A 20,998-nucleotide genomic window follows, 5' to 3' on the forward strand; every position below is an offset into this window, starting at 1 on the left:
ACTCAGGTCCCGAGGATAAACTTCTTGCCCGCCCTCGCAATCCAGGAACCCGGATTTTCACGCGGTTCAAGACCCTTACCCTTCAGGAGCTTGTAGGAATCGGCATACCACTGGCTGTCAGGATAGTTGTGACCGAGCACAGCCGCAGCCGTCTGGGCCTCCTGAACCACGCCCATTGCATAATAGGCCTCGACGAGACGCGCGAGCGCTTCTTCGATCTGGTTGGTATTGCTGTAGTCTTCCACGACCTTGCGGAAGCGCGAAATGGCGGCCAGATATTCCTTGCGCTCAAGATAATAGCGGCCGACCTGCATTTCGCGCCCGGCAAGCTGGTCGCGTGCAAAACGGATCTTCGCCTGCGCGTCCTCGACATACTCCGAATCCGGATAGTCATTGACGACCTTCTGCATGGCATCGATCGTCTTGACCGACGACGCCTGGTCCTGGGTCACGTCAACGATCTGCTTCCAGTAGGACAGCCCGATCAGATACTGCACATAGGCCGAATCATCGGAACGCGGATAAAGATTGAGGTAACGACCGCCGGTGGTAACAGCATCGGTATAACGACCGGTGCGATACTTCACGAAGGTGCTCATCACCAGCGCCTTCTGCGACCACTCGGAGAACGGATGCTGCGCATCCACCGCATCGAACTTGCGGCCAGCCTCGGCCATATTTCCGGCTTTGATGTTGGCGAGGCCCTGGTTGTACAGCACATCCGGCGGATCGGTTTCCGCCGCCAGCTTTGTGATATCGATGTCGGGGTCGGACTGGCAACCTGCCAGAAGCGCTCCGGGAGCCGTCATCAGAAAACATACAGTGGCGATCCGCGCTGCTTTATTGAGCATTCTCGACCCTACATCACTCTTCAAAAAGTATCCTGCTGCAGATAGCCCGAGTAAATGGCCACCGACAACTGGCGTTTCTAGCCACAAATGCGGCATGAGAGCAACGCAATGATGGTGATTTAACGCATTTTTATGGCAGCTTGACCACCACGCCCGGTTTTATTCTTAAACCCGGGCCTCCCAAATGACAGAGAAAGGCAAGGCCTTTCCCTTAAACCTCAGCAGCCCAGGGCGCGAAGCCCGGCTCATTGACCGCAACGAACTCACGTGCCCGTGCATTTGTCTCACGCCTCGGCGCCTCGACAATTTCGTAAGCGGTTGGATCGTTGAGCAAAGCCTTCAGCGCATTCGAATTCAGCTTGTGGCCACCACGATAAGAACGGTAGCAACCGATGAATTGCGCACCGGCCAGCGCCAGATCGCCAACGGCATCCAGTGTCTTGTGCCGGCCGAACTCATCGGCGTAACGCAGGCCTTCCATGTTGATGACTGTGTCGTCATCGGAAATGACCACGGAGTTTTCAAGCGATGAACCCAGCGCAAAACCTGCAGCCCAGAGCTTCTCAACATCGCGCATGAAACCGAAGGTTCGTGCGCGCGACAATTCGGTTGTAAAGCTCTCAGCCGTCAGTTCGCCCTGCCAGCCCTGACGACCGATCAACGGGCTGTCGAAATCGATCTCGACTTCGAACCGCGTACCATGATGGGGGCGAAACTCCGCCCAGGACGCGCCAGCTTCGATACGGACCGGCTTGATAACACGGATATAACGACGCTTGGCCCTCAGGTTGCGAATGCCGACCTGATTGATCGCATCGATGAAGGGTTCGGAGCTGCCGTCCATGATCGGCATTTCGGCACCGTCTACCTCAATCACGAGGTTGTCGATTCCAAGTGCATAGATCGCTGCCATCACATGTTCGATTGTCGCAATCGAGCGGTCGGCCTGAACGCCAAGCACGGTGCAAAGATCAGTATTGCCCACCTGGGATGACACTGCTTTCAGCTCTGTCACGCTGCCATTCTCGTGCAGACGGTGAAAGACGATGCCGCTATCCGCCTCAGCCGGCAGAAAATTCAATGTCACCTCGGTTCCGGAATGAACGCCTATGCCCTTCAGCGAAATGGCAGACGCGATTGTAGACTGAAACCCCAGCAAACCGATTGACATAAAATGCGTACCTTCCTGTCGCGGTCCTAAGGTCGCTCCTCGAAGCTGACACACCGCTCATACTATCCCGGAAATCCTGCACGAAGTCGGCAAGCACCCTTCCGTTTCGGACAATACATACGTATGCCCGCAACACATTCCAAATCACTGTTTCTTTCTGAATGTAACGAAAGAACGGAGTTGGAAAGTCCTGCGAAATTATGGGCTTACGCGATACCGAAATAAGAAGGCCCGAGCACGAAGCTCGGGCCCTGCTTATTCGAATTTACGATTGTTATCAGCTCGACTGACGGCGAAGGAATGCCGGGATCTCGAGCTGATCGTCATCATGAGACGTATGCGACGCAGGTGTTGCACGGCCATGATCGTCGAGCTGACCACGGCGTGGCGCATAGAGGCTTGCTTCCGGAGACAGAGGGCGACGCTGCTGTGAAGCAGCGGGAGGCGTCCCTGTCATGTCGGATTCAACCGATTCCTCATCCTGATGGCGTCCAAGCGAGTTGGTGATCCGCTTCAACAGGCCCATCGGACCACGTTCGTCGGTCTGAACGCCCTGTGCCTGGCCACGGCGATCGATTTCGGCCTGGACGACAGGTGGAAAGTCCTCAACCTTTGGCATGCGAACGGGCTCGGCCATCGGGCGCGGTGCAACGGCCTGCGGCTCCTGACGAACAGGGGCCGGCTGCGGTGCCGGCTGAGGTGCGGCCGGACGGACCATCGCTGGAGCCGGCTGTGCCTGCGGTACGGCGACAGGGGCTTCATGAGCCGGAGGCGCATTGAACAGCTTGCTCTGCGGGCGGAAGGTTTCAGCAGCAGGAGCCGATGGCTGACGGTTGATCTCGATGTCCAGTTCACGCTCCATTTCGGCTTCAGCCGAACGGATCGTATCTGCAACCGAATCGACGGCCTTTGGTGCAGGAGCCGGAGCCGGAGCCGGCTGCGCGGCAGGTGCCGACGACGCAATGGAAGGACGGGCAGCAGCGCGTGGCGTCACTTCATAGGTGTTGCCGCCACGTGCGTTGATTTCGCGGTCGATACCGGTCGCAACAACCGACACGCGGATGATGCCTTCCAGCGCTTCGTCGAAGGTTGCACCGAGGATGATATTGGCATCCGGATCGACTTCTTCGCGAATACGGGTTGCAGCTTCGTCCACTTCGAAGAGTGTCAGATCGCGTCCACCGGTGATGGAGATCAGCAGGCCCTGAGCCCCCTTCATCGAGGTCTCGTCGAGCAGCGGGTTTGCAATAGCGGCTTCTGCAGCCTGCATCGCACGACCTTCGCCGGAAGCCTCGCCGGTACCCATCATCGCACGGCCCATCTCGCGCATCACCGAGCGAACGTCGGCGAAGTCGAGGTTGATCAGGCCTTCCTTGACCATCAGGTCGGTGATGCAGGCAACACCCGAATAGAGCACCTGGTCGGCCATGGCAAAGGCGTCAGCGAATGTCGTCTTGTCGTTGGCGATGCGGAAGAGGTTCTGGTTCGGGATGACGATCAGAGTGTCGACCGACTTCTGAAGCTCCTCGATACCCGATTCTGCCAGCCGCATGCGGCGTGCACCTTCAAACTGGAATGGCTTTGTGACGACGCCAACCGTCAGGATACCCTTGTTGCGGGCGGCCTGGGCAACAACCGGAGCAGCACCCGTGCCGGTACCACCACCCATGCCGGCGGTGACGAAGCACATATGCGTACCCGACAGGTGATCGATGATTTCGTCGATGCACTCTTCAGCAGCCGCACGACCGACTTCAGGCTGCGAACCCGCGCCGAGGCCTTCCGTTACACTCACGCCGAGCTGGATAACCCGATCAGCCTTGGTCATGGTCAGCGCCTGAGCGTCTGTGTTGGCGACAACGAAGTCGACGCCTTCCAGACCGGCCGTGATCATGTTGTTGACAGCATTTCCGCCGCCGCCGCCAACACCGAATACGGTGATACGTGGCTTCAGTTCAGTGATGTCTGGCTTTTGCAGCTTAATCGTCATGGTCCAATTCCTTCTCTATTAGGCCGCATCGCCACGCTGGCCTGATCACTGCTCTTTTTTGCCCGGCGCCGCTGCCAACGGCGACCGGACAGAATTCAAAAACTTTCCCTCAGCCACTGCCCTACGCGGGCAATTCGGCCATTTCCGTTCGCGAATGGAGAAAACAGGCCATTTTGTCCTGCATGTGTCTCCAGATCCGCGACCTGCGGGTAAATCATTAACCCGACCGCCGTGGAGAATGCCGGTCCCTTGGCTGCAGCCGGCAGGCCGGATACGCCCATGGGGCGACCGATCCGCACATTGCGTGCCAGGATCTGACGTGCGGCTTCCGGCAGACCGGTGAGCTGGCTTGCTCCCCCGGTCAAAACGATCCGCTTTCCGACAACCGGGCTGAAACCCGATTTCTGGATCCGATCGCGGATCAGTTCCAGCGTCTCCTCGATGCGAGCCCGGATAATCCGGGAAATCAGTGCGCGCGACACCTGGCTCGGCAGGTCGCGGTCATCTTCGCCGATCGGTGGAACGGCAATCACGTCACGCTCGTCGGCTGCCGTCGAAAGCGCAGAACCGTGAACGACCTTCAAACGCTCGGCATCCTCGATCCGGGTCGACAAACCGCGCGCCAGATCGGTGGTGACATGATGACCGCCAAGACCGATTGCGTCGGTGTGAATGAGCTTGCCTTCGGCGAAAACCGAAATCGTCGTCGTACCGCCGCCCATATCGATGGCAGCGCAACCCAGTTCAACCTCGTCATCGACGAGCGCTGCAAGACCGCTGGCATATGGCGTCGCCACGACACCTTCCACGCTCAGATGCGCGCGGTTGATGCAAAGCTCCAGATTCTTCAGGGCAGCACGCTCGGCTGTCACGACATGCATGTCCACGCCAAGCGCATCGCCGTACATGCCGAGCGGATCGCGAACACCGCGTTCGCCGTCCAGCATGAAACCGGTTGGCAGCGAGTGGAGAACTGCACGGTCGTTGTTCTGGGACTGCTGGCCAGCCGCAACCAGCACCTTGCGCAGATCGCCGGCTTCGACTTCCTGACCGCCGAGATCGATTGTCGCGGTGTAGACATCGCTGCCCAGGCGGCCAGCCGACACGTTGACAATCAGGCTGTCGATGGTGAGGCCAGCCATACGTTCGGCTGCATCGACCGCATTGCGGATGACGCTTTCGACCGCGTCCAGATCAGCGATGACGCCACATTTGACGCCACGCGAACGCTGGTGGCCGATACCGATGATTTCGACGCTGTGGGTACGGCCCGGCAAAACATCGCTTTCCTTGCAGGGCGTCAAGCGACCGATCATGCAAACGACCTTGGTCGAGCCGATGTCGAGCACCGACACGATCTGCATCCGCTTGGATGACAGGGGCTTGAGACGCGGCAGGCCGAAATTCTGGTGACCGAAGAGGCTCATATGCGCTCTCCCGCTTTTTTGATCAGCTTGTCGCGCTCGGCAATAGCCGTCTGACGGCGTTCCAGCGCTTCAGGTGTCAAACGCACGGCAACGCGATCGTCGAGGCGCAGGTCGATGGCCGCAATGTCGCGCTCCAGAATCTGGTTCTGCGCATTGAATTTCTCCAGACGATCCAGAGCGCCAGCAAGATTGGTTTCCGGCAGCTTCACGATGATGCCGTTGTCGAGATGCACATCCCAGCGACGACCGGCGATCCGGACGAAAGCCTTGATGCGAAAAGCAATGTCAGGCCAGCGCGAAAACTCGTCTTCGACGCTTGCAGCTGCCGTTTCGGCATCGCGACCAACGAACAACGGAAGGCCGGAGAACTTGTTGTCGCGCAACGGGCCAATCACGCTACCGTTCTTCTCGATCAGAGAAAGCTCATTGCCGTGCTGCCAGATACCGTAGGCCTTGCGCTCTTCGAGCATCACCTCGACGGTTGCCGGATAGATCTTGCGCACTTCAGCTTTTTCGACCCAGGGCAGATTGGCAAGCGAACGACGAGCGGTGTCGATATCCAGCGCCAGCAGAGATGTCGTGCCATCAAGGCCGAGGGTCTGGAGAATATCGATTTCAGAGGTCTGGCGGTTGCCGGCAACCTTCACATCTTCGATGGCAAAACCGGCCATGGATGTCACAGCCTGAATGAAGCCCTGACCATGACCGCCAACGACCACACCGAACGAAACGACGGCAATGCAATAGCCGGCAAGCGAGATACGACCAAGGCTTTCCGGCAACACAATGCGGCCAGTGCCCAGACCGACAGCAACACGCACCAGCCGACGCACAGGACGCGGCAGCACCAGCTGCTCGCCATTGGACGAATCAGAAACCGACATACCAGACCGTCTATTGCCGTTCAGCGAAAACACGACGCGTCCTCCACCATCCAACGCAAAAACTCACCAAAAGTGTAGCCCGCATGAGCCGCCATCTCAGGCACCAGAGAGGTTGGGGTCATGCCTGGCTGCGTATTGACTTCAAGCCAGATCAACTCACCATCCTCGGACAGGCGATCGTCAAAACGAAAGTCCGACCGCGAAACACCGCGACATCCTACGGCCTGATGCGCCTTGACTGCGAACTCTTGTATTTTTTGGTAAATATTTAATGAAATTTTAGCCGGCAGAACGTGCTCCGAGCCCCCCACGACATATTTGGAATCATAGTCATAAAAGGCGTGACCTTTAGGAACGATCTCGGTGACACCCAGCGCATTGCCGTCCATCACAGCGCAGGTCAATTCACGGCCGGCGACATAGCGCTCAACCATGACACGGTCGCCATAGCGCCACTCGGACGAGGTCAGGACCTGCGGCGGATGCGACTGACCTTCCTGGACAATCACAACGCCAAAGCTGGAGCCTTCGCTGACGGGTTTCACCACATAGGGAGGCTCAATGGGATGCGCGCGACCGATATCGTGACGCATCAGGATCTTCGCCTCGGCAACGGGAACGCCGGCAGCGGCAGCAACGACCTTGGCCTGCCCCTTGTCCATGGCAAGCGCCGAAGCCAGAACGCCGGAATGGGTGTAGGGTATCTGAAGATATTCGAGCACGCCCTGAACGGTACCGTCTTCGCCATAAGGTCCATGCAGCGCATTGAATGCGACGTCGGGGCGCAGATCGGCAAGCACGGCAGCAACATCACGGCCGACATCCACACGGGTGACGCGATAGCCCTCGGCCTCGAGAGCCGCTGCACACGACTCGCCCGAAGCCAGACTGACCGGCCGCTCTGAGGAAAAGCCACCCATAAGGACGGCGACATGCTTGCTACCCATAAACGCTCCTGGCGATTCTCGTGCCTTGCGCCACTTCACTTCCGCGAAACCCGCGACCGATGCGGTCCTGTTTTGCGTAGCGTTAGTAGAACAACATTAAGGTTAATGAAGTGTTTACTTTCGTTAACCGACGCCATTTTGACGCGAAAAATATTTTGCTCCGCGCCCGAAAAAAGCGCTTTAAACAACTGTTTTCATTGAAGAAGGCTAAGAGACCCCATTCTCGCGCTGCTCAGATGACCATCAGCAATCTGGTAAACAGACGCTTTTCCACCGGCAGGCAGAGGGGTGTTCGCCGGACGATTCTGCCAAAGCCCGGAATCAGTGGTCCGGTTCGGAATCATCCCCTCGCAAGCTGCCTCATGCAGCCGCGGTCGCGTTTCGGGCAGAGCCATATCAGCCTGCCCGAACTGCGTTATTCGCTGGGCTGGCCCAGAAAAGGTTCGATTTCGCGATCCGGCATGAAGACGCCGAGCCGTTTGATCTCCCATTCCAGCTTGATGCCGGACTTTTCAAAGACCTTCTGACGAACGGTCTCGCCCAGATATTCCAGATCGTAACCGCTCGCTTGACCGGTATTGATCATGAAATTGCAGTGAAGGGAAGACATCTGCGCACCACCGATCATCAAACCACGGCAGCCGGCCTCGTCGATCAATTCCCAGGCCGAATGACCCGCTGGATTCTTGAACGTCGAGCCACCGGTCTTCTCCTTGACCGGCTGGACTGTCTCGCGATGAGTGCGAACGGCATCCATGTCCTGACGAATCTTGGCCTTCTCCTCCGGGTACCCCTCGAAGGTGGCATGCGTGAAGATGACACCTGCTGGAGCCGATGAATGGCGATAGCTGTAGCCCATATCCGCATTCGACAGTGTGAGCAGATTTCCCTTGCGATCCACCGCCTCGACCTCGACCAGACGCGATGCGGTCTCCGAACCGTTGGCACCTGCATTCATGCGCACGGCACCGCCGATGCTGCCGGGAATACCGTAATAAAAATGAAATCCGCCGATGCCGTTATCCATCGCCATCGCCGAGATATGCTTGTCGGGGCAGATCGCACCGGCGCGAATGCGATTCTCGCCGGCCAGTTCAACCTGACCGAAGCCCTTGGCAGAGAGGCGAATGACCACCCCCTTGATACCACCGTCACGCACCAGAAGGTTCGAGCCGACACCGACGGGTGTCACCGGCACATCTTCGGGCAGCAGTTTCAGGAAGGTCACCAGATCCTCGACATCATGCGGCTGGAACATCAACTCGGCGAGCCCGCCGGCCTGAAACCAGGTAACACGATCCATCGGCGCATTCGGTGTCAGCCGACCCTTGAGGTTTTCAACCTCGGGCCCCAGCGACGCCAGCAATTTTTCTCCATCAACCTGCTTCATTCACGCATTTCCTGAAAAGGCATTGAGTTCGCCGGGCAGCGATGCCGCCCATTGGGTAATATTGCCAGCACCGAGCAAAATCACAAAATCTCCGGGCTTTGCGAGTTCGGCAATCATCGGCGCAAGCTTGTCGGGAGACGCCAGATAACGAGCATCGCGATGACCGCTGGCCTTGATCCGCGACACCAGCGCTTCAGCATCAACACCGTCGACAGGATCTTCGCCAGCGGCATAAACCGGTGCGATAAAAATGCTGTCTGCATCGTTGAAGCAATTGGCAAAATCGTCAAACAGGCTTGCAAGTCGGCTATAGCGATGCGGCTGATGGACCGCGATGATCCGCCCGCTGCTCGATTCGCGTGCCGCCCGGATTGCCGACTTGATCTCGACTGGATGGTGACCGTAGTCATCGAACACCTGCACACCGTTCCATGTGCCGGTCAGGGTAAAGCGACGCTTGACCCCGCCAAAGCTCGACAGCCCCTTCTTGATCGCCGCCTCGCTGATGCCGAGCCGGTTGGCAACCGCTATCGCGGCGCAGGCATTGGAAATATTGTGACGACCGGGCATGGGCAACATCAGATCCTTGAAATTGAAGACCCGGCCGGTCCGACGACGGCGAATCTCAACATCGAAGATAGACTTTGTGCCCTCAAGGCGCACGTTCGAAAAACGCACATCTGCCTGCGGATTTTCGCCGTAAGTGATGACCTTGCGGTCCTCGATCTTGCCGACGAGCGCCTGCACTTCCGGATGATCGAGGCACATCACGCCAAAACCGTAAAACGGCACATTCTCGACGAACTGGCGGAAGGCCGCACGCACCGCATCGAAATTGCCGTAGTGATCCAGATGCTCCGGATCGATATTGGTCACGACAGCCACTTCGGCTGGCAGCTTCAGGAAGGTGCCGTCCGATTCGTCGGCTTCGACAACCATCCACTCGCCCTCACCCATGCGCGCATTGGTGCCATAGGCGTTGATGATTCCGCCATTGATTACGGTCGGATCGAGATCGCCGGCATCCAGCAGCGCGGCAACCATGGACGTCGTCGTGGTCTTGCCATGCGTGCCGCCGATGGCGATCGCATTGCGGAAGCGCATAAGCTCAGCCAGCATTTCAGCGCGGCGCACGATAGGCAGCAGCTTTTCACGCGCAGCGACGAGTTCAGGATTGCTCTTCTTGATCGCGGTGGAGACCACAACGACTTCGGCCTCGCCAAGGTTTTCCGCCTCGTGGCCAACGAATACAGGAATGCCCTTTTCGCGCAGACGTTGCACATTGGCACTATCGGACTGGTCCGAGCCCTGAACCTTGTGCCCGAGATTATGCAACACCTCGGCGATACCGCTCATGCCGATACCACCAATGCCGATGAAATGCACAAGGCCGATGCTGGTCGGCATTTTCATGACGTCGTTCCTTTGAAATCATTGACGCTTGTGCCTGCGGCAATAGCCTCAACGAGGTCAGCAAGCAAGCGTGTCGCATCAGGTTTACCAACCCGGCGCGCGCTGTCTGCCATTCCTGAAAGCCGCTGCGGGTCCAGCATCGCCTGAGAGATAACCTCTGAAAGTCGTTCCGGCGAGAGGTCGGACTGGGCAGTCACTGTCGCGCCACCGCTGGCTGCAAGCGCCGCTGCGTTGGCCGCCTGGTCATGGTCGAGCGCATAAGGATATGGCACCAGCAGTGATGGACGGCCAATGACCGAAAGTTCAGACACGGTCGAGGCGCCCGAGCGTGAAATCACCAGATGTGCCGCCGCAATTCGTCCCGCCATATCGTTGAAGAAGGGCGCGATATCCGCCGTCACGCCGAGGTCGGCATATTGGGCTTTGACCTCGTCGAGATCCTCGGCACGCGCCTGTTGGCTGACAGTGAGGCGTTGGCGAAGCGGCGCATCCAGCAAGCGGATCGCCTGGGGAATGGCACCGGAGAAAAAGCTCGCCCCCTGGCTGCCACCGAAGACAACGAGACGGAACGGTCTTTGGGCTTCAGAGGGCGCATAAGGGATGGACGACGCAGCGATGACTGCGGGACGAACCGGATTGCCGGTGACCACAGTCTTTTCGCCATAGGTGCCGCTGCCACTCAGAAAACCGCCGGCAATTGCCCGTACGCCCTTGGCCAGCGCTTTGTTGGCGCGCCCCATGACAGCATTTTGTTCATGCAGCACCGTCGGCAGTCCAAGGCCCTTGGCAGCCATCATTGGAGGAATGGTCGGATAGCCGCCAAAACCGACAACGATCTTTGGCTTGACGTCGCGCATCAGTCTGCGCGCCGCCCGCATGCCGCGCCAAAGCGTCCACACAGCTTTCAGAACCGAGACCGGATTCTTCGAGCCGATGGTGGCCGACGGTATGGAATGGATGGTTTCGGCCGGGAAATGGCCAGCATAGCGCTCCGCCCGTCGGTCGGTGACCAGATGCACCTGATAGCCGCGGTCAATCAACGCATGGGCCAGCGCCTCAGCCGGAAACAAATGGCCGCCGGTTCCTCCGGCAGCCAGAAACACAATACCCTTGGACATAGAAATTACTCCGCCGGCACGCCATGCGCGATTCGAAACAGGCTGCGCTCCTGCGCCCGCTTTTCCGGACGCCGCCGTGTCAGTGCAAGAATGAAGCCCGCCGTCACGCAGATCGCGATCATCGACGAACCACCATAGGAAATCAGCGGCAGGGTCATGCCCTTGGCTGGAAGAAGCTGCAGGTTGACGCCGATATTGATCAGCGACTGGCTGCCGATCTGAAGAACGAGACCGGCGACGGCAAAGCGATTGAAGTCGTCGCGTTCCTTGAAAGCATGGCTGAGACCGCGCAGCACCAGAAGGGCAAAGATCGACACCAGAACCATGCAGAAGATAATGCCGAACTCTTCGGCCGCGACAGAAAAGATAAAGTCGGTATGGCTATCGGGAATGATGCGCTTGACGATGCCCTCCCCCGGGCCCTGACCAAGCCAGTCGCCGCGAATGATGGCTTCGCGCGCGGTATCGACCTGAAATGTATCGCCCTCGCCCGTCCAGAACCTGTCTATTCGTCCCGCCACATGCGGGAGCGTGACATAGGCAACCGCAATACCCGAGGCTCCCAGTCCGCCCAGAAGCGTGATCCAGAGCCAGGGCATGCCCGCCATGAAGAACATCGCCCCCCACACAACCGAGGTCAGAATGGTTTGTCCAAGGTCAGGCTGCGCCATCAACAGGGCTGCAACCACACCGAACAGGATGATGGCAAACAGATTGCCGGGTATCTCGGGCTGGCGCGCATGTTCGGCAAACAGCCAGGCACAGACAACCACAAAGGCTGGTTTCATGAATTCGGATGGCTGGATGGACAGGCCGGCAATGGTCACCCAACGACGAGCACCCTTGACCTCGATGCCGAAGAACAGCGCAATCAGCATCAGCAACAGAGATGCCGCCAGCATCAGGACGGCGGCACGGCGCACTTGTCTTGGCGTCAGGAAGGACAGCCCGATCATCACGCCTATGGCAGGGATCATGAAGACCGCCTGACGCTTGACGAAGTGAAAACTGTCCAGCCCCAAACGTTCGGCGACAGCAGGAGACGCCGCGAAAGACAGCATCAGCCCGACGCCCATCAACAGCAGAAAGAGCACGAGAAAAAGGCGATCGATCGTCCAGAACCAGTCTGCGACGGGACCACGCTCAGCGCGGCTTACCATGTCATTGCCCTCCTTGAGGAACCTCGACGAGCATCTTGATACCGGGCAACCCGGCAACATGCGTTACGAACGAATCGCCACGCAGCTCGAAGTTCTTGTACTGATCGAAGCTTGCGCAAGCCGGGGCTAGTAAAATCGCAGCATCTTGACTGTCTTCGGCCGCATCGGCGGCAGCATGGGCAACGGCTTTGTCTAAAGTGCCCGAAATTTCATAAGGTACCGCATCGCCCAGTGTCGCCGAAAAGGACGACGCCGCCTCGCCGATCAGATAGGCCTTGGCAATACGCGGGAAAAGCGGTGCCAGATTTGCGATACCGCCTTCCTTGGGCAACCCGCCCGCAATCCAGTAGATCCGCTCATAGCTTGAAAGTGACGGCTCGGCGGCCTCCGCATTGGTGGCCTTGGAATCGTTGACAAACACGACATTGCCGCGACGCCCGACCGGCTGCATCCGGTGCTTGAGGCCGGAAAAGCTCTTGAGCCCGGCCCTCACCTCATCCGCAGACACACCCACCGCGAGGCAGGCAGCAATCGCGGCTGCAGCGTTCTGTGCGTTGTGGGTGCCTTTAAGCGTCGGAATACCATTCAGGTCTGCCAGAACGTCCGTCTTGCCCATATGGGCGCGCATGATCCGGTGACCGTCGTTGTAAAAGCCTTCAGCCACCGGCTGACGTTTGGAGATGCGCTCCACTTTGCCGCCACCGTTTTCGATGTGATCGGCAATCAGCGCGCAATAGCTGTCGTCAACGGCGATGATGGATGTATCGCTTCCCGCCACCAGCCTTTCCTTGATCTCGGCATAGTGCTGCATGGTGCCGTGGCGATCGAGATGATCCGGCGTCAGGTTGAGCAGGATACCGGCGCTCGCATTCAACGTCGGTGCCAGATCGATCTGATAGGACGAGCACTCGACCACGAAATAGCGCTCTGCCTTGGGTGGATCGAGTGTGAGCACTGCCCGACCGATATTGCCGCCAAGCTGGGTATCGCGACCCGCGCTTTGCAGAATATGGGCAATCAACGCGGTCGTGGTCGACTTTCCGTTGGTGCCGGTGATTGCGATGAAAGGGCAATCCGGGGCCAAAGCACGCCGTTCCCGCACGAACAATTCCACATCGCCGATGATCTCGACGCACGCGGTCCGCGCCAGCGTCACCGACCAATGCGGCTTGGGATGCGTGAGCGGGACGCCCGGAGACAGAACGAAGGCCGACAGGACGCTCCAGTCAATGTCCCGCAAGTCAGCGGTTGGCACGCCGTCTGCGGCTGCCTTTGCAACGCTTTCGGGATTGTCGTCCCAGGCCATCACCTTGGCACCGCCTGCAACCAGTGCCTTCGCCGTTGCCAGTCCCGAACCGCCGAGACCGAACAGAGCGACATCCTTGCCAGCGAAGGTTTTGACCGGGATCATGATCGACTACCGCAGCTTGAGGGTGGAAAGACCGAGCATGGCAAGCCCCACCGCGATGATCCAGAAGCGGATCACAACCTGGCTTTCAGTCCAGCCGAGTTTTTCGAAATGGTGGTGGATCGGCGCCATGAGAAACACGCGCTTGCCCGTAGTCTTGAACCAGGCCACCTGAATGATCACGGACAGGGTCTCAAGCACGAACAGCCCACCGATGATCGCCATGACGATCTCGTGCTTGGTCGCCACGGCGACCGTGCCGATCAGACCGCCCAGTGCCAGAGACCCTGTATCGCCCATGAAAATCGCAGCCGGCGGGGCGTTGAACCACAAGAATCCGAGACCGGCCCCGATCACAGCACCCATGACGACCGCAAGCTCACCGGTTCCGACGACAAAGTTGATCTGGAGATAATTGGCAAAGACGGCGTTACCCGCGAGATAGGAAATGACACCGAAGGATGCAGCAGCAATCATCACCGGCACGATGGCCAGGCCGTCAAGGCCATCAGTCAGATTGACCGCATTGCCGGCAGCCACGATGACGAAACCGCCAAACAGCACGAAGAAGATGCCCAGATTGATCATGAAGTCTTTGAAGAAGGGAAACGCGACCGACGATGCAGCCGTTGATCCGGGCGGTGCGGTGGCAAAGGCCGACTGCATCATGAAGTAGACAGCAATGCCCGCAATCAGGAACTCGATCCCAAGACGCGCTCGCCCTGAAAAGCCCTTGTCGGATTGTTTGGTCACCTTCAGATAGTCGTCGTAAAATCCTATGGCACCGAAGCCGAGCGTAACCAGCAGCGTCGACACGACGTAAATATTCGACAGATCGGCCCAGAGCAGCGACGACCCGACCAGACCGGCCAGAATCATCAATCCACCCATTGTCGGCGTACCCGCCTTCTTGAAATGCGTTTGAGGACCATCAGCCCGGATCGGCTGGCCCTTGCCCTGACGGACACGCAGGGAATTGATCATCGCCGGACCGAATAGAAAAACGATCAGCGCGGAGGTGAAAAGTGCAGCCCCTGTCCGGAACGTGATGTAACGAAAGAGGTTGAAGAACTGTACATGGTCCGACAGTTCAACGAGCCAGATCAGCATGAGTGCCCTTTCCGAAAGCCCTGATTAAGATTGGCGCGACGTGTCGGAGAATGCAGCAAACTTGTCAAGCAGAGCGGTCACGATACGCCCAAACCCGATACCCAAAGACGACTTTATCATCAAAACATCGCCGGCTTGGACCGATGAGACAACGAAAGCCGCCAGTTCATCCGTGTTTTCACGGTATTCGACTTTCACGCTTTCGGGCAAAGCATCCCGAAGCGCGACCATGGCCGGACCGGCAAGCCAGACATGCTCGATTCCAGCGGCCAGCAATGGACTTGCAAGCTCGGCGTGAACGCTTTCAGCAAATTCTCCCATTTCCAGCATGTCGCCCAGAATGGCGATACGGCGGCCCTCGCCGTCCGGATTGGCAGATGCCAGAACGGAGATCGCCGCTCTCATCGATGCCGGATTGGCGTTGTAGCTTTCATCGATCAGCGTGAAACTCTTGCGGTCGATGGCAAGTTTGTGTCGCGCGCCACGCCCTTTGACGGGAGACAGGTCGCCAAGCGCTGCAATGGCAGATTCGACATTCGCGCTAATCAGCGCGACGACGCCCAGGACCGCCATGGCGTTTTCGGCCAGATGTTTGCCCGGCGCGCCGAGCAATATTTCATGCGTCTTGCCGCCAAAGACGGCCCAAAGGGTTGAGACCTCAGCCCCGCCGTCGAATTCCGCCAGCCGGAAATCGGCTTTGGCATATTCGCCGAAACTGTGAATATTCTCCACGCCCGCGGCCCGTGCCGCCTTTTCCAGACGCGCATACTGGCTATTGTCGCGGTTGAGCAGAACATGGCCACCTGGCTCCAACCCCTCAAAGATCTCAGCCTTTGCAACGGCGATTTCCTCGATATCCTTGAAGTTTCCGAGATGAGCGGGCGCGATCGTGGTGATGACCGCAACATGAGGCCTGACCTGTTTCACCAGCGGACGAATTTCACCCGGGTGGTTCATGCCGATTTCAAAGATACCGTAATCGGTATCGGCTGGCATGCGTGCCAATGTGAGCGGCACGCCCCAGTGATTGTTGAACGAGGCAACGGCTGCATGCACCTTGCCGGACGGCTCCAGCACCTTGCGCAGCATTTCCTTCGTCGTTGTCTTGCCGACTGAACCGGTAACACCGATGATCTTCGCGCGTGTTCTGGCGCGGGCAGCCTTGCCCAGCAGAACCAGCGCCTCCAACACATCGTCCACCACGATCATCGGTACGACCAGCCGCCCAAGTGCCGGCAGCTTGGCTTCGCTCACGACGAGAAGAGACGCGCCATTGGCAATGGCAATGCTTGCGAAATCATGACCATCGACCCTGTCGCCCTTGATGGCGAAAAAAGCCTCTCCCGGCGAGATGGACCGGCTATCGATGGAAATGCCGGTAATGCCCTCGGGCAGATGGCCCACCGGACGTCCACCCATGGCCTCGGCCATGTCCTGCGATGTCCAGAGCAAGGTCAATGCTGCAGTTCCTTCAATGCGTTGCGAAGTTCCGTATGGTCAGAGAATGGCAGTGTCACGTCGCCGACGATCTGCCCTTCCTCATGTCCCTTGCCGGCCACGATCAGTGTGTCGCCGGACGAGAGCATCGACACTGCGGACTTGATCGCTTTCGCGCGGTCGCCAATCTCTGTGGCACCCGGTGCAGCCGCCATGATCTCGGCGCGGATTTCATCCGGCACTTCGGTGCGTGGATTGTCGTCGGTGACAATCACGACATCAGCCAACCGGCAGGCGATTTCGCCCATGATCGGTCGTTTACCCTTGTCGCGATTACCGCCGCAACCGAACACCACGATGATGCGACCGCTGGTGAAGGGGCGAACCGACGTCAGCACATTCTCAAGCGCGTCCGGCTTGTGCGCGTAATCGACATAGGCCAGCGCGCCCGTTTTGGTCTGGCCGATGAGTTCCAGCCGGCCTGCAGCCCCCTGAAGCTTTTCCAGTGCCTTGAAGGTCTGTGCCGCAGAAACGCCGGTCGATATGGCAAGCCCTGCAGCCACCAGCGCATTGGCGATCTGGAAGTCACCGGCGAGCGGCAACTGGATTTCAAAGATCTGACCATCGACATGCACTTCGGCCACTTGCTTGTGGCGAAAATGCTCGACGCGTTTCAGTGCAATGAAGCTGCCCTTGCGACCAACCGTGCGGACATCGTGGCCGGCAGCCGTTGCCACCCGGATCGCTTCACCGGACCAGCGGTCATCGGCAAAGATCACCGCTGGCGATCCCTTGGGCAGCAGCGCATCGAACAAACGCATCTTGGCGGCCATATAGTCCTCGACCGTCGGGTGATAATCCATGTGGTCGCGACCGAGATTGGTAAAGGCGCCGGCTGAGAGCTTCACACCGTCCAGGCGGCTCTGATCGAGCCCGTGGCTGGAGGCCTCCATCGCCGCATGGGTCACCCCCTCACCGGCAAGTTCGGCAAGCAACTCATGAAGAGCGACAGGATCGGGTGTCGTCAGCGAACCATATTCATTTCGGCTCGGTGACACGACGCCGGTCGTGCCGATCTGTGCCGCTGCCATCCCTGCATGCGCCCAGATCTGCCGGGTGAATGATGCGACGGATGTCTTGCCGGCTGTTCCGGTCACGGCAACCATTGTCTCCGGCTGAGCGCCATAAAACTGTGCGGCTGCCAAGGCCAGAAAACGCCTCGGATTGTCGACCACAATCACAGGCACCGAGGCGTCCAGATCATGAGACGATACGACAGCAACCGCACCTTTTGAGACAGCGTCGGCGGCGAAGCTTGCGCCATCGGCCTTCACACCTGCCAAGGCCACAAACAGCATGCCCGGCCTGACCGCCCGGCTGTCCGCAGAAAGACCGGAAATCTCGAGATCGCCTGTACTTCCCTGCAGTTTAGCTTGCTGCAACACGTCACCAAAGGGCAACTCTCGCAAAATCATGATCTGTATTATCCCTCATCACCGGATCAACAACGACTCACCCGGCGAAGTAATATCCCTCAATATGATACGAGCAAGTCCGAACCGGCTTCCCCGAAATTTGGTTCTACACCGAGAATTGCGGCGCTTCTGCGAATTATGTCGCGAACCATGGGCGCAGCTGTGTAACCGGCAATGGGTGACTGACCGTCCTTGCCCTTGTGCGGTTCGTCACAAAAGGTCAGCACGATATATTGCGGATCGTTGATCGGAAACGCTGCGAGGAATGCGTTGAAGTTGAGCTTCGAGTCATAACGACCATTGACCACCTTGTCGGCTGTTCCGGTCTTGCCGCCGACATCGAAGCCTGGCACACGCGCATTGCGACCGGACCCCTCGAACCCGTTATAACCGAAGAGATAGCGCATCTCGTCACTGGTCTTGTCCTGGATCACCTTCTTGGCCACCAGGGCCGCCTGCTCTGAGTTCCGCGGCAGGAATGTCGGCTCGATCAGATATCCGCCATTGACGAGGGCGGCACCGGCAACCGCCGTCTGCAGAGGTGTCGTTGCCACACCGTGGCCGAAGGAAATCGTGATCGAATTGATCTTCTTCCATTCCCGCGGCTGGCTGGGCGTTTTCACTTCCGGCAATTCTGTGTCCATACGGGTCAAAAGGCCGAGACGCGTCAGGAATTCCTTATGGGCATCGATACCGATGATATCGGCCATTTTGCCGGTGCCGATATTGGATGAATATTTGAAGATTTCCGGCACCGTCAGCACACGGCGCTGGCCGTGGAAATCCTTGATCGTAAATCCGCCGATACGGATCGGCTTGCTGGCATCGAATGAGTCGGTGATTTTTACCTTGCCCGAATCCAGCGCCATCGCCGTGGTGAAAGACTTGAAGGTCGACCCCATTTCGAACGTACCGTTCGACATGCGGTTCAGCCAGCCTTCTTCAGAACCGCTGGCCGGATTGTTGGGATCGAAATCGGGATAAGAAGCCATGGCGAGAACCTCGCCGGTGCGCACATCGAGAACGACAGCGCCGGCCCCCTTGGCTTCATATTTTGTCTGCGCTTCGGAGACCACATCGTGAACGATGTTCTGCACCCGCAGATCGATTGACAGCTTTACCGGCTCAAGCGGTGTATCTGTCGTCATCCCAAGCGCCCGCAGATCGGCAAGCCCCTGCTGGTCGATATATTTTTCCATGCCCGACATGCCGCGATTGTCGATATTGACGTAACCGACGATATGCGAAGCCGTAGCCCCTCCCGGATAGAAACGGCGCTTTTCGGGGCGAAAGCCGATGCCTGGAATGCCAAGCGCCAGGATCTGGCTCTGCTGCTTGGGCGTCAACTGCCGGCGCAGCCACTGAAAATGCGACTTCGAGTTGGAGAGCTTGCGATAAATATCCTTGACGTCGAGATCGTTGAGGACGGTTGCGAGTTTCTCGACAGCCTCATCGGGATCGACGATCTTGTGCGGCTCGGCAAACAGCGACACCGTGCGAATATCGGTCGCCAGCACTTCACCGTTGCGGTCGAGAATATCCGGGCGCGATGCCATCAACCTGTCAGCGGGCGGAATGGAGGAGACCACTTCCGGCTGCTCATAGCCATACTGCATCAGCCGCACGCCGACGACGCCATAGGCAACCGCAAAGGCGGCAATCATCAAACCGACCCGCTTGCGCGCCAGCCCCGACTTGCGCTTGCCGGCGCCGATGAAAATTCCATCGGCAGGCACACCGCCGCGAGGACTGTCTGTGGAAAAATGCGCCTTGCTTTTGAGCAACATGAGCCGGGAAAGAAATGACATTATGGCTTCACCGATCCGGTTAAAATATCGTCCGTGGGTGCATGTTCACCTTCTGCAATTTCCTCCTTGGGCGGAAGCTGATCGCGGCGCATGGGCAATTCATCGGGACGCGCAAGTTGATCGGGTGCGGTCGGTTCGAGCTTCAGCTCATCGCCATAGACCTTGACCAATTGCTCCAGCCGGTTCGGCTGCGTCAGCAGCGCCCAGTCCGCCTTCAGAAGGTCTATCGTGTCGTGCTCGAGTTTGATTTCCGCCTCAAGCTTGTGGACCTCTTCGAGCTTGTCCTCGGCATGGTGCTTGATCTGATAGGTAATTGTAGCCGCAGCGACCATGGTCCCGATCATGATGATATCAATGGTTTTAAGCATGGCCGATCAACCTCCGATCCGCTCGAGGTCCGCCAGCGCCGGCAGATCGAAGATTGACAGGTCGGCCTTTCCAGCCGGTGCCTCGGTGCGCACACCTGCGCGCAGCTTGGCCGAACGCGCGCGCGGATTGGCATTTGCCTCTTCCTCGCTCGCGGAAACCATGGCCTTTCCGACTGGATTGAACGTCGCAGGAACGACGTTGACCATGGGCATGTGCCGCGAACCGCCCGCCTTGCCCGAGCGCTCGGAGAAGAACTTTTTGACGATGCGGTCCTCCAGTGAATGGAAGGTCACGACCACCAGCCGACCGCCGGGCTTCAAAGCCCGTTCAGCCGCAAAGAGTGCGCGCGCCAGTTCACCGAGTTCATCATTGACGAAAACCCGCAACGCCTGGAACACGCGCGTTGCCGGATGAATCTTGTCAGTCATTTTACGGGGGTTCACGGTCTCGATCAGATTTGCGAGATCGCGCGTGGTCGTGAAAGGTTGTTCGGCGCGGCGCTTTTCGATGGCGCGGGCAATACGACCGGACTTCTTTTCCTCGCCGAGAAAGCCGAAAATGCGGATCAGGTCGCCAACCTTGGCGCGATTGACCACATCTGCAGCCGTCACGCCGCTAGACGACATGCGCATGTCGAGAGGCCCGTTGCGCTGGAAGGAAAACCCGCGCTCTGCCTCATCGATCTGCATGGAAGATACGCCGATGTCGAGAACGACCCCGTCAAGGCCGCTCTCAGGCGCAAACTCGTCGAGCCTGGAGAACCGAGAATGAAACAAAGCAAGCTTGCCATTGCTGGCATCCACCATCGCACGGCCAGCCTCGATCGCATTGGGATCGCGGTCGACGGCAATGACGTCAGCGCCAGCATCCATGATCGCGGATGTGTAGCCGCCAGCACCGAATGTGCCATCGAGAACGACTGAGCCGCCATCGATAGAAAGCGCATCCAACACTTCAGCAAGAAGGACCGGAATGTGACGAACCAGTCCGCCATCGGCATCAGATGAATCTCCGCCAAGATTCGTCACCATTCCGTTCCC

At 58.5% G+C, this 20,998-nt stretch carries 17 protein-coding genes; all 17 read right to left on the reverse strand.

Annotated elements, in window-relative coordinates; genetic code table 11:
• Nucleotides 1-2 precede the first annotated feature (2 nt).
• Nucleotides 3-851, reverse strand: a complete 849-nt coding sequence (locus ACQQ2Q_RS11300; protein WP_428187162.1) for an outer membrane protein assembly factor BamD — start codon at nucleotides 849-851, stop codon at nucleotides 3-5.
• 211 nt (nucleotides 852-1,062) lie between these two features.
• On the reverse strand, nucleotides 1,063-2,022 hold the full coding sequence (lpxC, locus tag ACQQ2Q_RS11305) for a UDP-3-O-acyl-N-acetylglucosamine deacetylase (RefSeq protein WP_428187163.1): 960 nt from the start codon (nucleotides 2,020-2,022) through the stop codon (nucleotides 1,063-1,065).
• Nucleotides 2,023-2,299: 277 nt separating this feature from the next.
• Complete coding sequence (ftsZ, locus tag ACQQ2Q_RS11310) at nucleotides 2,300-4,012, reverse strand: cell division protein FtsZ (protein ID WP_428187164.1); 1,713 nt, start codon at nucleotides 4,010-4,012, stop codon at nucleotides 2,300-2,302.
• 95 nt (nucleotides 4,013-4,107) lie between these two features.
• On the reverse strand, nucleotides 4,108-5,439 hold the full coding sequence (gene ftsA / locus ACQQ2Q_RS11315; protein ID WP_428187165.1) for a cell division protein FtsA: 1,332 nt from the start codon (nucleotides 5,437-5,439) through the stop codon (nucleotides 4,108-4,110).
• Nucleotides 5,436-6,323 carry a cell division protein FtsQ/DivIB gene (locus ACQQ2Q_RS11320; RefSeq protein ID WP_428187166.1) on the reverse strand — a complete coding sequence of 296 codons (888 nt, stop codon included), beginning with the start codon at nucleotides 6,321-6,323 and terminating at the stop codon, nucleotides 5,436-5,438. Before ACQQ2Q_RS11320 ends, ftsA begins: the two co-directional genes overlap by 4 nt.
• A 20-nt stretch (nucleotides 6,324-6,343) precedes the next feature.
• Nucleotides 6,344-7,270 carry a D-alanine--D-alanine ligase gene (locus ACQQ2Q_RS11325; RefSeq protein ID WP_428187167.1) on the reverse strand — a complete coding sequence of 309 codons (927 nt, stop codon included), beginning with the start codon at nucleotides 7,268-7,270 and terminating at the stop codon, nucleotides 6,344-6,346.
• Nucleotides 7,271-7,685: 415 nt separating this feature from the next.
• The gene (gene murB / locus ACQQ2Q_RS11330; protein ID WP_428187168.1) at nucleotides 7,686-8,660 is read right to left on the reverse strand and encodes a UDP-N-acetylmuramate dehydrogenase; all 975 of its coding nucleotides are present in this window, start codon (nucleotides 8,658-8,660) and stop codon (nucleotides 7,686-7,688) included.
• Nucleotides 8,661-10,073, reverse strand: a complete 1,413-nt coding sequence (gene murC / locus ACQQ2Q_RS11335) for a UDP-N-acetylmuramate--L-alanine ligase (protein WP_428187169.1) — start codon at nucleotides 10,071-10,073, stop codon at nucleotides 8,661-8,663.
• A complete protein-coding gene (murG, locus tag ACQQ2Q_RS11340) occupies nucleotides 10,070-11,191 on the reverse strand; it encodes an undecaprenyldiphospho-muramoylpentapeptide beta-N-acetylglucosaminyltransferase (protein ID WP_428187170.1) in 1,122 nt (373 codons plus the stop codon). Before murG ends, murC begins: the two co-directional genes overlap by 4 nt.
• 5 nt (nucleotides 11,192-11,196) lie before the next feature.
• A complete protein-coding gene (gene ftsW, locus ACQQ2Q_RS11345; RefSeq protein WP_428187171.1) occupies nucleotides 11,197-12,351 on the reverse strand; it encodes a putative lipid II flippase FtsW in 1,155 nt (384 codons plus the stop codon).
• Between the two features lies 1 nt (nucleotide 12,352).
• Complete coding sequence (gene murD / locus ACQQ2Q_RS11350; RefSeq protein WP_428187172.1) at nucleotides 12,353-13,762, reverse strand: UDP-N-acetylmuramoyl-L-alanine--D-glutamate ligase; 1,410 nt, start codon at nucleotides 13,760-13,762, stop codon at nucleotides 12,353-12,355.
• A 6-nt stretch (nucleotides 13,763-13,768) separates the two neighbouring features.
• Nucleotides 13,769-14,869 carry a phospho-N-acetylmuramoyl-pentapeptide-transferase gene (gene mraY, locus ACQQ2Q_RS11355; RefSeq protein ID WP_428187173.1) on the reverse strand — a complete coding sequence of 367 codons (1,101 nt, stop codon included), beginning with the start codon at nucleotides 14,867-14,869 and terminating at the stop codon, nucleotides 13,769-13,771.
• A 24-nt stretch (nucleotides 14,870-14,893) separates the two neighbouring features.
• The gene (locus tag ACQQ2Q_RS11360; RefSeq protein ID WP_428187174.1) at nucleotides 14,894-16,327 is read right to left on the reverse strand and encodes a UDP-N-acetylmuramoylalanyl-D-glutamyl-2,6-diaminopimelate--D-alanyl-D-alanine ligase; all 1,434 of its coding nucleotides are present in this window, start codon (nucleotides 16,325-16,327) and stop codon (nucleotides 14,894-14,896) included.
• Nucleotides 16,324-17,781 carry a UDP-N-acetylmuramoyl-L-alanyl-D-glutamate--2,6-diaminopimelate ligase gene (locus tag ACQQ2Q_RS11365; protein WP_428187175.1) on the reverse strand — a complete coding sequence of 486 codons (1,458 nt, stop codon included), beginning with the start codon at nucleotides 17,779-17,781 and terminating at the stop codon, nucleotides 16,324-16,326. Before ACQQ2Q_RS11365 ends, ACQQ2Q_RS11360 begins: the two co-directional genes overlap by 4 nt.
• A gap of 59 nt (nucleotides 17,782-17,840) precedes the next feature.
• Entirely contained in the window at nucleotides 17,841-19,589 is a 1,749-nt protein-coding gene (locus ACQQ2Q_RS11370; RefSeq protein WP_428187176.1) for a peptidoglycan D,D-transpeptidase FtsI family protein, read from the reverse strand.
• Complete coding sequence (ftsL, locus tag ACQQ2Q_RS11375) at nucleotides 19,589-19,957, reverse strand: cell division protein FtsL (protein WP_428187177.1); 369 nt, start codon at nucleotides 19,955-19,957, stop codon at nucleotides 19,589-19,591. The genes ACQQ2Q_RS11370 and ftsL overlap by 1 nt, the downstream gene beginning before the upstream one ends.
• 6 nt (nucleotides 19,958-19,963) lie before the next feature.
• Entirely contained in the window at nucleotides 19,964-20,989 is a 1,026-nt protein-coding gene (gene rsmH, locus ACQQ2Q_RS11380) for a 16S rRNA (cytosine(1402)-N(4))-methyltransferase RsmH (RefSeq protein WP_428187178.1), read from the reverse strand.
• Nucleotides 20,990-20,998: the final 9 nt, after the last annotated feature.

The sequence above is a fragment of the Agrobacterium sp. ES01 genome (genome assembly GCF_050320885.1).
In the GTDB taxonomy this organism is placed as follows: Bacteria; Pseudomonadota; Alphaproteobacteria; order Rhizobiales; family Rhizobiaceae; genus Allorhizobium.